Source organism: Mongoliitalea daihaiensis (assembly GCF_021596945.1).
Lineage (GTDB): Bacteria > Bacteroidota > Bacteroidia > Cytophagales > Cyclobacteriaceae > Mongoliitalea > Mongoliitalea daihaiensis.
Map to the genome: position 1 here is coordinate 1,428,905 of NZ_CP063779.1, position 15,329 is coordinate 1,444,233.

General features: G+C 44.0%; 9 protein-coding genes and 3 rRNA genes. 8 read left to right on the top strand and 4 right to left on the bottom strand.

From position 1 onward, the window contains the following. The 6 genes from IPZ59_RS05990 to serS all read left to right on the top strand — a co-directional run bounded on the left by IPZ59_RS05990 (position 1) and on the right by serS (position 9,356). Complete coding sequence (locus IPZ59_RS05990; RefSeq protein ID WP_236138974.1) at positions 1-759, top strand: 3-keto-disaccharide hydrolase; 759 nt, start codon at positions 1-3, stop codon at positions 757-759. After that, positions 756-1,358 carry a 3-keto-disaccharide hydrolase gene (locus IPZ59_RS05995; RefSeq protein WP_394800732.1) on the top strand — a complete coding sequence of 201 codons (603 nt, stop codon included), beginning with the start codon at positions 756-758 and terminating at the stop codon, positions 1,356-1,358. Before IPZ59_RS05990 ends, IPZ59_RS05995 begins: the two co-directional genes overlap by 4 nt. 528 nt (positions 1,359-1,886) lie before the next feature. Then, positions 1,887-3,409, top strand: a 16S ribosomal RNA gene (locus IPZ59_RS06000). A 154-nt stretch (positions 3,410-3,563) separates the two neighbouring features. After that, positions 3,564-6,444: ribosomal RNA gene (locus tag IPZ59_RS06005) — 23S ribosomal RNA — on the top strand. A 167-nt stretch (positions 6,445-6,611) separates the two neighbouring features. Next, positions 6,612-6,723, top strand: a 5S ribosomal RNA gene (gene rrf / locus IPZ59_RS06010). Together the 16S, 23S and 5S rRNA genes form the textbook arrangement of a ribosomal RNA operon. 1,361 nt (positions 6,724-8,084) lie before the next feature. After that, positions 8,085-9,356 carry a serine--tRNA ligase gene (gene serS, locus IPZ59_RS06015; protein ID WP_236138975.1) on the top strand — a complete coding sequence of 424 codons (1,272 nt, stop codon included), beginning with the start codon at positions 8,085-8,087 and terminating at the stop codon, positions 9,354-9,356. Between the two features lie 54 nt (positions 9,357-9,410). On the opposite strand, the gene IPZ59_RS06020 is transcribed toward serS, so the two are convergent. After that, positions 9,411-10,052 carry a GDSL-type esterase/lipase family protein gene (locus tag IPZ59_RS06020; RefSeq protein ID WP_236138976.1) on the bottom strand — a complete coding sequence of 214 codons (642 nt, stop codon included), beginning with the start codon at positions 10,050-10,052 and terminating at the stop codon, positions 9,411-9,413. A 324-nt stretch (positions 10,053-10,376) separates the two neighbouring features. On the opposite strand from IPZ59_RS06020, the gene IPZ59_RS06025 reads away from it, so the two are divergent. After that, positions 10,377-11,537, top strand: coding sequence for a hypothetical protein (locus IPZ59_RS06025; protein ID WP_236138977.1), 1,161 nt, complete (start codon positions 10,377-10,379; stop codon positions 11,535-11,537). A 91-nt stretch (positions 11,538-11,628) separates the two neighbouring features. Here the strand turns inward: IPZ59_RS06025 and IPZ59_RS06030 are convergent, their stop codons facing one another. After that, positions 11,629-11,949 (bottom strand): DUF6787 family protein, encoded by a 321-nt coding sequence (locus tag IPZ59_RS06030; RefSeq protein WP_236138978.1) that lies wholly within the window; start codon positions 11,947-11,949, stop codon positions 11,629-11,631. 7 nt (positions 11,950-11,956) lie between these two features. Then, entirely contained in the window at positions 11,957-13,699 is a 1,743-nt protein-coding gene (locus IPZ59_RS06035) for a M14 family zinc carboxypeptidase (protein WP_394800733.1), read from the bottom strand. A gap of 200 nt (positions 13,700-13,899) precedes the next feature. Between IPZ59_RS06035 and IPZ59_RS06040 the strand changes: the two genes are divergently transcribed. Continuing rightward, positions 13,900-14,490, top strand: a complete 591-nt coding sequence (locus IPZ59_RS06040; protein ID WP_236138979.1) for a hypothetical protein — start codon at positions 13,900-13,902, stop codon at positions 14,488-14,490. 317 nt (positions 14,491-14,807) lie between these two features. Here the strand turns inward: IPZ59_RS06040 and IPZ59_RS06045 are convergent, their stop codons facing one another. Continuing rightward, on the bottom strand, positions 14,808-15,230 hold the full coding sequence (locus IPZ59_RS06045) for a nucleoside-diphosphate kinase (protein WP_236138980.1): 423 nt from the start codon (positions 15,228-15,230) through the stop codon (positions 14,808-14,810). Positions 15,231-15,329 lie beyond the last annotated feature (99 nt).

Genomic DNA, 15,329 nt, shown 5'->3' on the forward strand with positions numbered 1-15,329 from the left:
ATGAAATGGAATAACTTATGGACGGCCCTCTTGGTTAGTGGCCTTTTGCTAGCTTGTGCATCTGAAAAGGAAGTAGAAACAGAAGCAATCGAAGAGGAAGTTATAGTCTTGGAAAATGCCTTGACCGAGGAAGAAAAGGAGGTAGGTTGGATGTTGTTATTTGATGGGGAAGATCCCTTTGGCTGGAGAGCCTTCAATGGGACGGAGTTTCCTGAAGGATGGACGGTGGAGGATGGAGCATTAAAAGCACTTGGCTTGGGAGGTGATATTGGTGGGGATATTGTATTTGGTCCGGTAGATTTTGATGAATTTGAGTTGGAGTTTACTTGGAAAATTGCTCCGGGTGGCAATAGTGGTGTATTTTATCATGTGGTAGAAGGGCCTGCATACAAAGCTCCATATGAGACAGGGCCTGAGTATCAGGTGATCGATCAGTTGGGTTTCCCTGAAAAGCTAGAAGACTGGCAGTCTTTGGCAGCGGATTATGGGATGTATCCACCGGATTTGGAAGGAGTAGTCAAAGAGGCTGGAGAATGGAATACTTCCAAAATTATTTATACTAAGAGTGGTGCAAGTTATTGGCTGAATGGAAAGCAGACAGTTTCCTTTGTGCCTGGATCAGAGGATTGGACTGCTCGAAGAAACAGTGGCAAATGGGATGCTTTTCCTGATTATGCCAACGTCACTAAGGGTTTGATCGCCTTACAAGATCATGGAAGTGAGGCGTGGTTTAAAAATATCAAGATTCGCCAATTATGATCAAGCAATTTTTCTTACTTGTACTTTTACTTTGCATTGCCAAAGTGACCTATGGACAAGATAGTTTTAATAGCCTCTTTAATGGTAAGGATTTGGAAGGATGGCAGGTTTTCGGAACTGAGCAATGGTATGTTGAAAATGGACTACTGATTTCCGAAAGTGGTCCGGACAAAGACTATGGTTATCTAGGTACGGTGCAACAGTTCAAGGATTTTGAATTGGAAGCTGAATTCAAGCAGGAGGCTGATGGGAATAGCGGTATTTTTATTCGATCTACTGTTGATGGCACGAAAGTTTCCGGTTGGCAGGTAGAGGTAGCCCCTCCTGGGCATGATACAGGAGGAATTTATGAGTCATACGGAAGAGGATGGTTAGTGAAACCAGCTCCAGAAAAAGATGCTGCTTTGCGTTATGGAGATTGGAATCACATGCGCATTGTTGTAAAGGGAGATCGGGTTGTGTCTTATTTGAATGGAGTTGAAATGGTGAATTACGCGGATGAGCAAATTGGAAAAGGTGAAGGAAGTATACTCTTGCAGATTCATGATGGAGGGGGGATTAAGATTTATTGGAGGAACATTCGTGTAAAAGAATTGTAAGAATTAAGCAGTAAAGTATTTTGATGGATACGCTGAATACGATTAATTGACCCGCATTACATCTGCTATGTTTATCCCCAATGTTAAGGTTATCGCCAATCATTGGGGATTTTTTTAAATTTTTCTCCTTGACTTTCAGCTTCTTTAACTGGGTTTCTAAATTATTTTGAGTTGGTATTTTGTGAATGCGAAAAAGAGTTGCACTTTTGCAATCCCAAACGGGGGTAAAGGATGAAAAGACAGGTACAAACTGTTTTTAAATTGGCATAAAGTAGGGAGGAATCGAAATAAAATTTTTTAAAATTTTGCTTTGGATTTAAAATATTCTTCTTACCTTTGCAATCCTGTTCGGGAAAACAGAAAAGATTTAAGAGTGCAAGATGAGTGGTGAAGGCTACTTACGAACTATCGAAAGTGATAGAGAAGTTCTTTGAAGTATTGGACGAATGAAAGAAATTTAAACAGCAAAAAACCTGAGATCTTATAGGAATAAAAATGACTATAGGAATATAAGTCGGAACTAACTTTACAATGGAGAGTTTGATCCTGGCTCAGGATGAACGCTAGCGGCAGGCCTAATACATGCAAGTCGAGCGGCAAGTCGAGTAGCAATACTTGACCTAGAGCGGCGCACGGGTGCGTTACGCGTATGCAACCTACCTTAGACTGGGGGATAGCCCGGAGAAATCCGGATTAATACCCCATAGTATTATTGAGTGGCATCACTTGATGATTAAAGATTTATCGGTTTAAGATGGGCATGCGTAGGATTAGCTAGTTGGTAAGGTAACGGCTTACCAAGGCTACGATCCTTAGGGGTTCTGAGAGGAAGGTCCCCCACACTGGCACTGAGATACGGGCCAGACTCCTACGGGAGGCAGCAGTAGGGAATATTGGGCAATGGTCGGAAGACTGACCCAGCCATGCCGCGTGCAGGAAGACGGCCCTCTGGGTTGTAAACTGCTTTTATCAGGGAAGAAAAAGGCCATGCGTGGCAAATTGCCGGTACCTGATGAATAAGCACCGGCTAACTCCGTGCCAGCAGCCGCGGTAATACGGAGGGTGCGAGCGTTGTCCGGATTTATTGGGTTTAAAGGGTGCGTAGGCGGCTGCTTAAGTCAGTGGTAAAAGGCACGGGCTCAACCCGATGTAAGCCATTGATACTGGGCAGCTTGAGTTCTCTGAGAGTACATGGAATTGATGGTGTAGCGGTGAAATGCATAGATACCATCAGGAACACCGATAGCGAAGGCATTGTACTTTGGAGCGACTGACGCTGATGCACGAAAGCGTGGGTAGCGAACAGGATTAGATACCCTGGTAGTCCACGCCGTAAACGATGATTACTCGCTGTTATTCTGTAATGGAGTAGCGGCTTAGCGAAAGCGTTAAGTAATCCACCTGGGGAGTACGCCGGCAACGGTGAAACTCAAAGGAATTGACGGGGTCCGCACAAGCGGTGGAGCATGTGGTTTAATTCGATGATACGCGAGGAACCTTACCTGGGCTAGAATGTGAAGGAATGATGTAGAGATATATCAGTCTGCAAAGACCTGAAACAAGGTGCTGCATGGCTGTCGTCAGCTCGTGCCGTGAGGTGTTGGGTTAAGTCCCGCAACGAGCGCAACCCCTATTGTTAGTTGCCAGCATGTTAAGATGGGGACTCTAACAAGACTGCCTGCGCAAGCAGAGAGGAAGGAGGGGACGACGTCAAGTCATCATGGCCCTTACGCCCAGGGCGACACACGTGCTACAATGGCGCATACAGCGGGTAGCTACCTGGCAACAGGATGCCAACCTCTAAAAGTGCGTCTCAGTTCGGATTGGGGTCTGCAACCCGACCCCATGAAGCTGGAATCGCTAGTAATCGCGCATCAGCCATGGCGCGGTGAATACGTTCCCGGACCTTGTACACACCGCCCGTCAAGCCATGGAAGTCGGGTAGACCTGAAGGCGGTAACCGCAAGGAGCCGTTAAGGGTAGAACCGGTAACTGGGGCTAAGTCGTAACAAGGTAGCCGTACCGGAAGGTGCGGCTGGAACACCTCCTTTCTGGAAGGGTTTCAGGTTTTGTTTAAAAGAGATTGAGTTCGTTCATACTTCACTTTTGAATCCGATGGGGTTCATAAGTTCTTTGACATGTTGAGTAGAGAATGCAATAGTAATAAGAGAGTTTATAGAGTTTGCAAAAGGGCTCTATAGATATAAGTAAGTGAATAAGGGCGCACGGGGGATGCCTAGGCTCTTGGAGGCGAAGAAGGACGTGCCAAGCTGCGAAAAGCTGCGGGGACCTGCAAGGGGGTTTGATCCGCAGATGTCCGAATGGGGCAACCCATCTCAATTTATTGGGATATATCGAAAGATAAGCGAACCTGCCGAACTGAAACATCTAAGTAGGCAGAGGAGGAGAAAACAACAGTGATTCCGTGAGTAGTGGCGAGCGAAAGCGGATTAGCCCAAACCGGAGTTGTTACGGCAACTTCGGGGTAATAGGACCTACATGAGGGATATGAATGAGACCGGAACGCACTGGGAAGTGTGGCCATAGGAGGTGAGAGCCCTGTACGGGAATCATGATTATTTTGGTGGGTATCCTGAGTAGGCCGGGACAGGAGAAATCCCGGTTGAATTATCCGGCACCATCCGGAAAGGCTAAATACTCCCAAGAGACCGATAGTGAACAAGTACCGTGAGGGAAAGGTGAAAAGTACCGTGAATAACGGGGTGAAATAGAACCTGAAACCGTGCGCTTACAAGCGGTCGGAGTCCTTTAGTGGGATGACGGCGTGCCTTTTGCATAATGAGCCTACGAGTTACTCCTCACTGGCGAGGTTAAGGATATAGATATCCGCAGCCGGAGCGAAAGCGAGTCTGAATAGGGCGTATAGTCAGTGGGGTAGACGCGAAACTTTGTGATCTACCCATGGCCAGGTTGAAGGTGTGGTAACACACACTGGAGGACCGAACCGATAAGCGTTGAAAAGCTTCCGGATGAGCTGTGGGTAGGGGTGAAAGGCCAATCAAACTGAGAAATAGCTCGTACTCCCCGAAATGTTTTTAGGAACAGCGTCGTGGAATGTATTGATGAGGTAGAGCTACCGATAGGACTAGGGGGAGTCACATCCTACCAAATCCTGACGAACTCCGAATGCATTGATACAGTAACGGCAGTGAGGGCTTGGGTGCTAAGGTCCGAGTCCGAGAGGAAAGAACCCAGACCTACCGCTAAGGTCCCAAAATCCACACTAAGTTGAACAAAGGTGGTCCAGCTGCTTAGACAGCCAGGAGGTTAGCTTGGAAGCAGCTATTCCTTTAAAGAGTGCGTAACAGCTCACTGGTCGAGCGGCAGGGCGTCGATAATAAACGGGCATCAAGTGTGGTACCGAAGCGTAGGATTATCCGCCACGAGCGGATGATGGTAGGGGAGCATTCCAACGGCGGCGAAGGTACATGGTAATGTGTGCTGGAGCTTTTGGAAAAGCAAATGTAGGCATAAGTAACGATAATGCGGGCGAGAAACCCGCACACCGATAGACCAAGGTTTCCTGATCAACGTTAATCGGATCAGGGTTAGTCGGGTCCTAAGGATAACCCGAGTGGGGATTCCGATGGCAAATGGGTTGATATTCCCATACTGTATATACAGGTGACGGAGTGACGGAGTGATGAAAGATCCGCGCGGTGACGGAATACCGCGTTAAAGCGAGTAGGTATTGGTTTTGTGTAAATGCGCAAGATTAGCCGAACGTGATAGTACCGGGAGTCTACGGACGACTGGATAGTGATCCTAAGTGCTTCCAAGAAAACTTCTAGCGTTAAGCGTATATGCACCCGTACCGCAAACCGACACAGGTGGTCAAGGAGAGAATCCTGAGGTGCTCGAGTGAGTCATGGCTAAGGAACTCGGCAAAATGGCCCTGTAACTTCGGGAGAAGGGGCGCCTACCCAAGTGATTGGGAGGCCGCAGTGAAAAGGCCCAGGCGACTGTTTAGCAAAAACACATGGCTTTGCGAACTCGAAAGAGTATGTATAAGGCCTGACACCTGCCCGGTGCCGGAAGGTTAAGAGGGGATGTTATCGCAAGAGAAGCATTGAATTGAAGCCCCGGTAAACGGCGGCCGTAACTATAACGGTCCTAAGGTAGCGAAATTCCTTGTCGGGTAAGTTCCGACCTGCACGAATGGTGTAACGATCTGGGCGCTGTCTCAGCCATGAGCTCGGTGAAATTGTAGTCACGGTGAAGATGCCGTGTACCCGCAACGGGACGGAAAGACCCCATGAACCTTTACTGCAGCTTAGCATTGGTATCGGGTAAACGATGTGTAGGATAGGCGGGAGACTGTGAATTGGCGTCGCCAGGCGTTGAGGAGTCGCTGTTGAAATACCGCCCTTTGTTTGCCTGGTATCTAATCCCGCGTAGCGGGAGACATTGCTTGGTGGGTAGTTTGACTGGGGTGGTCGCCTCCAAAAGGATAACGGAGGCTTCCAAAGGTTCCCTCAGCACGCTTGGTAACCGTGCGTGGAGTGCAATAGCATAAGGGAGCTTGACTGTGAGGCCTACAAGCCGAGCAGGGTGGAAACACGGGTATAGTGATCCGGCGGTACTGTATGGAAAGGCCGTCGCTCAAAGGATAAAAGGTACTCTGGGGATAACAGGCTGATCTCCCCCAAGAGCTCATATCGACGGGGAGGTTTGGCACCTCGATGTCGGCTCGTCACATCCTGGGGCTGGAGAAGGTCCCAAGGGTTGGGCTGTTCGCCCATTAAAGTGGCACGCGAGCTGGGTTCAGAACGTCGTGAGACAGTTCGGTCCCTATCTGTTGCGGGCGTGGGAAGTTTGAGGAGCTCTGACCTTAGTACGAGAGGACCGGGTTGGACTGACCGCTGGTGTACCGGTTGTGGTGCCAACTGCACTGCCGGGTAGCTACGTCGGGAAGGGATAAGCGCTGAAAGCATCTAAGTGCGAAACCCCCTCCAAGATGAGACTTCCAAACAGGGCCGTCAGAGACGATGACGTTGATAGGCTGCAGGTGTAAAGTCAGAGATGACATAGCCGAGCAGTACTAATTGCCCGAAAACTTACTTTCTCGAATGCTGTTGCATTCTCTGCGAAACATGATCAACCTAGAGGCTAGAGTCGAGAACCAAGAGTCAAGACCGGGTTACTCCAGAGAACAAAGATATTACAGATTGAAGACAGAAATACAGGATGGGTTAGTCTCATGTCTAGTGTCTTATGTCTCACATCTAAAGATTAGGCGGCCTAGCGCAGGGGTCCCACCTCTTCCCATCCCGAACAGAGAAGTTAAGCCCTGCAGCGCCGATGGTACTGGGGTTACACCCGGGAGAGTAGGTCGCCGCCACATTATTGAACCCTCAGATGAAAATCTGGGGGTTTTGTGTTTGTAGGCTGTTAGGATAGATTTTTAGGGATAGCAACTGATATATGCTGACGCGATATAAATGGATATATGCCTCCTACCTTTGGTAGGCAGGATCGGCGATATAAAGGGGCAGGAAGTAGAGGAGATAGTTTTTTGTGTATTACTTTACATCGTAGCGTGGCGTTCTTTGCGCTTTATCGTTGCGGCCCTTGCGTGAAACTTAGCGGCTTTGCGCCTTTGCGAGACACCCAAAGTTACGGTTTACTGATGTTAGAAAATTTTGAATGATGAACTGGTGGTTCACTGTTCAGTCCCCCTTTATCCTTTCACCTTTACCCTTTTTCCTACATCACTCAATCAACCATTTACTCAATTTACCAATCAACTTGAGAAATGGTTACACCCGGGAGAGGAGAGCCTGTCCCGAGGATCGGGATCGCCTCCACATTATTGAACCCTCAGATGAAAATCTGGGGGTTTTGTGTTTGTAGGCTGTTAGGATAGATTTTTAGGGATAGCAACTGATATATGCTTGCGCGATATAAATGGATATATGCCTCCTACCTTTGGTAGACAGGATCGGCGATATAAAAGGGCAGGAAGTAGAGGAGATTGTTTTTTGTGTATTACTTTACATCGTAGCGTAGCGTTCTTTGCGCTTTATCGTTGCGTCCGTTGCGTGAAACTTCGCGGCTTGGCGCCTTTGCGAGACACCCAAAGTTACGGTTTACTGATGTTAGGAAATGTCGAATGATGAACTGGTGGTTCACCGTTCACTCCCCCTTTATCCTTTCACCTTTACCCTTTCTCCTAAATCACTCAATCAACCATTTACTCAATTTACCAATAAACTTAACAAATGGTTACACCCGGGAGAGGAGAGCCTGTCCCGAGGATCGGGATCGCTGCCACATTATTGAACCCTCAGGAAAAATCTTGGGGGTTTTGTGTTTGTAGGCTGTTAGGATAGATTTTTAGGGATAGCAACTGATATATGCTGACGCGATATAAATGGATATATGCTGACGCGATATATTCGGGGGCAGCAAACAGAGGAGATAGTTTTTTGTGTATTACTTTACATGGTAGCGTGGCGTTCTTTGCGCTTTATCGTTGCGTCCGTTGCGTGAAACTATGCGGCTTGGCGCCTTTGCGAGACACCCAAAGTTACGGTTTTTCTGATGTTAGAAAATTTTGAATGATGAACTGGTGGTTCACTGTTCACTCTTCCTTTATCCTTTCACCTTTACCCTTTCTCCTAAATCACTTAATTAACCAATCACCAATCACCAATCACTCACTTTCTGTATATTTGCATACTTTAAAAAAAACAGCAAAGAAATATGTTACTCGTCAATACGATTAGAGAAAATTTTGAATTGGTGCTGGAAGGTTTGCATAAGCGTAATTTGGCTAATGCAGAGGCTACCTTGCATGAGGTGTTGGAACTGGATAAGAAAAGGAAAGAAACCCAAACAGAAAGAGACAGTCTTCAAGCCGAATCTAACGCAATCTCTAAACAAATCGGTCTATTGATGAGAGAGGGCAAAAAAGAAGAAGCAGAGCAAATCAAAACCCGTACAGGAGAGATCAAAGAACAGATTAAAGCACTGGAGGAATCCTATAATACCTATGAAGCGGATTTGAGGCAATTGCTTTATACCTTGCCTAATGTGCCGCATCACTCTGTACCAAAGGGTAAATCAGCTGACGATAATGAAATCGTACTGACTAACGGAGAAATTCCTGTCTTGCCAGCAAGTAAAAAACCGCATTGGGACCTTATTAAGGAATATGACATCATTGACTTTGACTTAGGAGTGAAAATTACCGGTGCTGGATTCCCTGTTTACAAAGGACGAGGGGCCCGACTGCAGCGTGCATTGATTAATTTCTTCCTAGATGAAGCCATGAAGGCAGGCTACATAGAGGTTCAGCCACCTATTTTAGTGAATGAAGATTCTGGTTATGGTACAGGACAACTTCCAGATAAGGAAGGACAGATGTACGAGGCTACTATGGATAAGTTGTACCTGATTCCTACTGCGGAAGTTCCAATTACCAATATCTACCGAGATGTAATCTTGGATGAGCGTGCATTCCCTATCAAAAATGTTGGCTATACACCTTGTTTTCGAAGAGAAGCTGGTAGCTGGGGAGCTCATGTAAGAGGTCTCAACAGACTGCATCAATTTGATAAAGTCGAGATTGTACAGATTGTTCATCCGGACAACTCTTACCAAGCACTGGAAGAAATGAGTGCCTATGTTCAGAGCTTATTACAAAAACTGGAATTACCATACCGAGTCCTTAGACTATGTGGTGGAGATATGGGCTTTACTTCTGCATTGACGTATGATATGGAAGTATTCTCAGCGGCTCAGGAGCGTTGGTTGGAAGTGAGTTCTGTCAGTAACTTCGAAAACTACCAAGCCAATCGCTTGAAATTGCGCTACAAAGGAGAAGATAAAAAAACGCAATTGGCGCATACCCTGAATGGAAGTGCCTTGGCATTACCTAGAATAGTGGCATCCATTCTAGAAAATAACCAAACGGAAGATGGTATCCGAATGCCACAAGTATTGGTTCCTTACTTGGGATTTGAGTGGATTTAATGATTTCAATCCAAAAAAATATAAATTTAAGAGGTTGTCCGTAAAAGGCAACCTCTATTTTTTTGTCAAGTAATCGTAAACCGTTTTTGCCATGATGCCCAAACCTTCTTTGTTAGGGTGAACGCCATCGGGCAATAAATCGCCTCTTCCTTGCAATGGTGTATAAAGATCGATCATTTCTAAGCTAGACTCTTCAATAATCTGCAGCAGGATTGGCCTCATTTCTTCCACCATCACAGACTCCCGGATTCCAAAATTATCCTCAGTAACCGGTACAGGAATGAGAATGATAATCCTTCCTGTTTCTGAAAGAGAGCCTTTGAATTCCTTTATGAGATCCAAGTAATCTTGTTTGAACTCATCTTTATACTGCCAATTTTGTGGTTTGGAGTCGTTTGTGCCAAGTTTTACCAATAAAATATCGGGTTGGAAGTCTTTGACCCGCTCCATTTCTGGCTCATTCCAATAAGGGAAATCTCCTTTTTTGAGCAGCGTCCGTCCACTGACTCCGAAATTTTGCACGAGATAGTTATCTCCAAGCATGACTTGTAATTGCATTGGATAGCTATCTTCATGCGTTTGTCCTGGACCTTGAGTGATGCTGTTTCCCACACTTGCGATTTTTATAGGTTGTTGAGCCATAAGCGTAGCACTAACTGAAAAGTAAATGAGTGCAAAGATGATTAGCGGTTTCATAGGTTTGGATTTGTCCTTCCAAACTACTTAAAATTTCTGTAAAACTTTCCAAGTCGAAAATATATTCTCCTTTCGGGCTAACATCAAATGGAAGAATACTGTGTATTTCTTGAGCAATCCCTTCTTGGTCTAAGAAAATGTTTTTGCGCAAATGTCATGGTAGTAAAGAACCACCATGGAAGTACAAAAAAGCTACCAAGATGGTTTTAGCTTGAAACGTCATTTTAATGATTAGTTGCTAAAAATAAGGATGATACATTCAAATCAGTTGTAGCTTTATGCATAAATTGATATTTTTAGAAGAAAAACTTTTATCTATTGGCTATGGTACGACTAGTTGTTTTGTCATGTTTAATTCTGTTTTTCTCTTGTGCTCAAAAGTCAGAGGAACAAGCAGGCCTAGACTCTCATCTAGAACTAATGGATTCCTTGCGTGTAGATCATTTAGGTGAAATGATGCTTTTGGATATTAGTCCCAATGGAAAGTATTTGTTGACGGCTGACTATCAAAAAAATCGCTATTATTTAGTGGATGAAGTGGGTTCAATCAAGCTAACTTATGATAAATCAGGAGACCAACCAGATTCGTTTGGGTTTGCTTATTCCGAAATGGCTTTTTGGGATGATGCATCTGTTTTTGTGATTGGTTCTAAAGGGTTGAAATGGTACAACCTAGAAGGGCAAGAGGTAAAATTTGCTCCTTTTAACCCTTCTTACCAATTAAAGGGCATTCTGCGCAACACTGGAGGAGGGCCCATGGTATTGGAAACAGCTGAAGGAAATAAAATCTTGTATCGGGGAGGTGCCAGTGCAGGTAAGCGAATTGAGCGTGGATATTATGAAAAAATCAGAGGTGGTGTATTGATCGACCCTGATGATTTTTCTTTAGAACATCTATTCCCTCTGGATAAGGAATCCCGTTTCTTTGATGGGAAACACTATGATGATGGAGATTTATATTCCCGATTGGCAATTGGTCCAGATTATATCTATGTAACCTATGATGCCAATCCTGTTTTATATGCCTATGCGAAAGAAGCGCCTTATTCACTTCAGTTTAAGAAGCCGTTGGTTTTGAAAGATGTACTGCTAAGTGAGGGAATGCCTGAGGAATTTTTGGACTATGATGTGTATTTGGATGCCTCAAAAGGTGGTTTGAGAAATTTGCAGACCGATGATCAATATATCTACTTGATGTATTTTGAAGGCATAAGTAAAGAGCGAGTGGCAGAATTGGATGCTATGTATGAAGTTGACGAGAACAAAGGGGATGCTGCATACGAACAAGAATTGGCTTCAAAGTTTAAACGACTCAAGGTGTTTGATTTACAGGGCGAAGAGCTAGCAGATATCCTCTTACCATCGTATCTTGATAGCTATTGGGGTTTTATAGCAAGAGACGGGGTTCTATACTTCAATAAATCAGCTAACCTAGAAATGGAAGAAGACTTTTATACCTTGTACAAGTTGCGGTTAGTTCTATAATTTGGTTCTTACGAGCTTACGTCCTCCGCACACACCTGTGGTTCCTTTGCGGTTAAGTAGTGCCAGAACACAAGTGAACGCTCCAAACTCTTCAATTTTTTTTCCCTACTATCCTCCGAAAAAATTTCTTTTCATGTTCCCAGAAAAACGAGAACTGTCCAAATACAAATCCCCAAAGCAGCAATACTGCCTGATACAATGGTAGTACAAGAAGCAGGTAAAGGATTGTTTTCCATACACCACCTTTTTCCATGCTGATTCCTAGGAGATCAAAAATTGGTTGCTTGATGAATAATATGGTGAATCCTGTCAAGGCAAATACTAGCAATACTAACAGCACCTGCTTGATGCTATTCAGCTGCCATTTGCCTTGAAGTTTTTGGAGAAAATTCTGCTTGTTTGAAGAATCCATGCTAAGCTTATTTTTCTAGACGATAGACAGGGTAACGGTTATGTGCTTGTTCCTTCCAGGGAGAACGCTCATACACCCACCGGAGTTGGGCTGCGGCATTGTTTCGAAGGTTTTCATCGCTCTCTTTGGCTTCTTCCAAGACTTTTCTAAGAGATGGGTTTTCCTTCAAGAATTCTGCTGCCAAATCCTCAAAAACATACGCAGAATATCCTTCTTTGGATTGCAAAATGGTATCAAAGAAATTCCAGTTAAAAAAGGAATCTTCTGATTCAGGTTCAAGCACTTCCATGACGAATTTATTCCGCTCCTGATTCATGGGAATGATGATATCTCCAGCTCGGAATGAAATAGTCGCAATACTTTTACTGATGCTTGTATTGCTGTGCAGATAATGTCCTTCGAAGGGTCTCTGGGCAGTTTGAAAATCTTGAATATGGTATACCGTAACCTCTAGTGTGCTGTCTTTTTCCAGCGTATGTATGCTTACCCCATTTCTTTTCAGGTTTTCGATCACATGGTGCCAGCCTTGAGGGATAATATAAGCGGTCGGTTTGCTAATCTCCAATTTAGCCTCATAGGTTTCGAAAAACTTGACTTCCGTGCTGAATGGTTGATTGCGGTCGTAATATAAGCGCGGCAAACCTGAAACTTCCGAAGGTTTCTGTGCTGATTGATAGCCATGGAATGGAATCATTCGGTATTTGCTGCGATCCAAAGTGTGTTGAAATGCGAAGGTTTTTTGTGATTTAACAGCTGCTCTATCCTGTTGATAGGCTTTTACGATAGAGCTTCCATCCTCCCCCATCAGTTGGATAAATATCTTCAACAATTCATAGGTAGATGCTACTCGATCCTTGTATGGTTTCAACATGTGGGTCTCCGGCATAAAGGATGCTGTACCAAATAAAGAAGCATAGCCACTTGAGTATCTTCCTAAGTCTTTAAACTGACTCCAACCATCTTCTGGCTTTCCTCCGTAAGCATTGACATAAGGGATCATAGGATATCCGGCAACATCCATCCGCTTATATAGTTCAGGGTCTAGACGTTCGCGCAGATAATTTCCCATCGCTCCTCCTAATCTGTTGGACTCGGTAGAGATCAAGGTCATAACATGTTGATAGTCTGCTCCATTACTGACATGGGTATCAACAAATACCTGCGGACTTAACCACTGAAAGATTTGTTGGAATGATCTGCCATTACGGGTATCAGCTTTGATAAAGTCACGATTTAAGTCATAATTCCGTGCATTCCCACGAAAACCATGTTCCTCTGGACCATTTTGGTTGACTCTACTGAAGGAATTTCTGTTCAAATGCCCTCCGATATTATAGACTGGAATGATAGCCAATGCCAACTCCTCGGGATATGGAATTTTTCCTTCCAAAATATCTCTCAACAGCATCATGGAGGCATCGATTCCATCTGGTTCACCCGGATGAATGCCATTATTGATAAAAAGTATAGGGCGATTACTTTCGTGCCACTGTTTGGGATCAAATATGTGTGCTTTGTCTAATAGAATCACATGAAAAGGCAGCCCTGCATCCGAAATTCCCATTTCAACCATCTTTACCTCTTCAAAATCGGCGCTTAACTGCTTGAAATAGCTAATCACTTCGTGATATGGAGGGGTTTGTTTACCTTCTGTCTGTTCAAATAGCATTGGATATTTGGTCTGTGCTAGTAAGGAAAATCCAAAACTTAAACAAAGAAATAGGGTGAATGCAAGTCTTTTAGCCATCATAGGAAATTTAATACAAGAATAGGCCGAAAGGAGGAGAGATGCAAGAGAAATGAAGGGAGGAAAATAGAAGCAAGAAGCAAGAATCAAGAAGCAAGAGGCTCGCAGAATACACAGAAAGCGCGGAAAAATGAACAGATAAATCTTTTTGGGAGATTTATTCGTCTATATGTTGATTTTTCAACCTAAAACTATGGAAGTGGATGAAAAGGATACACCTGATTTTGATTATTTGTGGATTGTTCCATTTTTCTTCTGTTCAAGCCCAAAATTATATAGGAGATTTAACTCCTTTGATGAAATACGGGGCCTGGGAAGTTGGTTTTCATGGAGTTAACTTGGTATATTATATACCTACTAGTAGTCAGACATTATTAGAGTTAAAATCAGGCCTTGGGCCCGGCGCACAAATGAGAAGTGATGGTGTTTTTGATTATTCTTGGATATTACCTGAGCTCGCGGGGTTCATCTACGCCACCCAACGGTTTTACCTTAAAAGAGGTAATTTGGTAAGGCGTCATGTAAATTCATTTAATAATGCGGGAAATTATATAGGGGTTCGCGGCATTTATTCTCATCCACTGATCAACTATAAGGATTTCGGTATGGAGCCATGCGCTATGTTTAATATTCATTATGGCATACACCGTTCTTCTGGCAATGGAAAAGGAGCTTTTACCCTACATGGGGGAATGGGTTACGGTTATTCCTTAGAGAAAAAATCTGGTGGGACTTATCCAGCAGTAGGATTTACAATGCAATGGAAGTTAAAAGGTCGTTTGGATAAGAGTTAAGGTGAAATTTGGTCCAATAGGCATCTCCTTTCCAATAATAAGGCCTCACAGAAACCGAGGATTTAGCAGATGGGACACAGATCAATTTTTTTAGATTGAATCGCTGGATGTACTGAAACAACTATACCCTAAAGTTGAGCATCTCTAGTTTTCAAATTTACACTCGCTAATCTCCTCATGACTGAATCAACTAATTGATTCACGAAGTGTCATGGAAGGTTTAGACCTGGCAGGTTTTAAAAACCTGTCAGGTCTTTCAACCCTATCACCAACCACCAATCACTAAAAAAGGCAGCCTTTTGAGCTGCCTGAAGATATTATCTGACTCTTTCGAGCTGACTGAAGTAGAAGTTGCCTTCTATTGTTGCATTTTCATCGGAGTCGGAACCGTGCACGGCATTTGCTTCGATAGAAGTAGCAAAGATTTTACGGATGGTGCCTTCTGCAGCATTTGCAGGATTGGTAGCACCGATCAAGGTACGGAAATCTTCTACTGCGTTTTCTTTTTCCAAGATTGCGGCGATAATAGGTCCTGAAGACATATACTTGCAAAGATCAGTGTAAAAAGGTCTTTCTTTATGCACCTCATAAAATTTGCCAGCTAATTCAGGAGTTAGCTGTGTTGCTTTCATTGCTACAATTTTGAAGCCTGCCTCTTCAATCATTTTCAATATTGCACCTGAGTTGCCTGCACCAAATGCATCAGGCTTAATCATTGTGAAAGTTCTGTTACCTGCCATTTTCTTTTAAATTAAGATGGATTTAAATTCGGGTGCAAAAATACCTTATTTCGGGAGAAAGTCACATAAAACCTTTAAATATTCCGTTATCTAATTATG

What these genes read in the sequence shown, in the direction of transcription:
- IPZ59_RS05995 (WP_394800732.1), top strand. Translation starts at nt 756, where the DNA reads ATGATCAAGCAATTTTTCTTACTTGTACTTTTACTTTGCATTGCCAAA.
- IPZ59_RS06020 (WP_236138976.1), bottom strand. Translation starts at nt 10,052, where the DNA reads ATGAAACCGCTAATCATCTTTGCACTCATTTACTTTTCAGTTAGTGCT.
- serS (WP_236138975.1), top strand. Translation starts at nt 8,085, where the DNA reads ATGTTACTCGTCAATACGATTAGAGAAAATTTTGAATTGGTGCTGGAA.
- IPZ59_RS06045 (WP_236138980.1), bottom strand. Translation starts at nt 15,230, where the DNA reads ATGGCAGGTAACAGAACTTTCACAATGATTAAGCCTGATGCATTTGGT.
- IPZ59_RS06035 (WP_394800733.1), bottom strand. Translation starts at nt 13,699, where the DNA reads ATGATGGCTAAAAGACTTGCATTCACCCTATTTCTTTGTTTAAGTTTT.
- IPZ59_RS06030 (WP_236138978.1), bottom strand. Translation starts at nt 11,949, where the DNA reads ATGGATTCTTCAAACAAGCAGAATTTTCTCCAAAAACTTCAAGGCAAA.
- IPZ59_RS06025 (WP_236138977.1), top strand. Translation starts at nt 10,377, where the DNA reads ATGGTACGACTAGTTGTTTTGTCATGTTTAATTCTGTTTTTCTCTTGT.
- IPZ59_RS05990 (WP_236138974.1), top strand. Translation starts at nt 1, where the DNA reads ATGAAATGGAATAACTTATGGACGGCCCTCTTGGTTAGTGGCCTTTTG.
- IPZ59_RS06040 (WP_236138979.1), top strand. Translation starts at nt 13,900, where the DNA reads ATGAAAAGGATACACCTGATTTTGATTATTTGTGGATTGTTCCATTTT.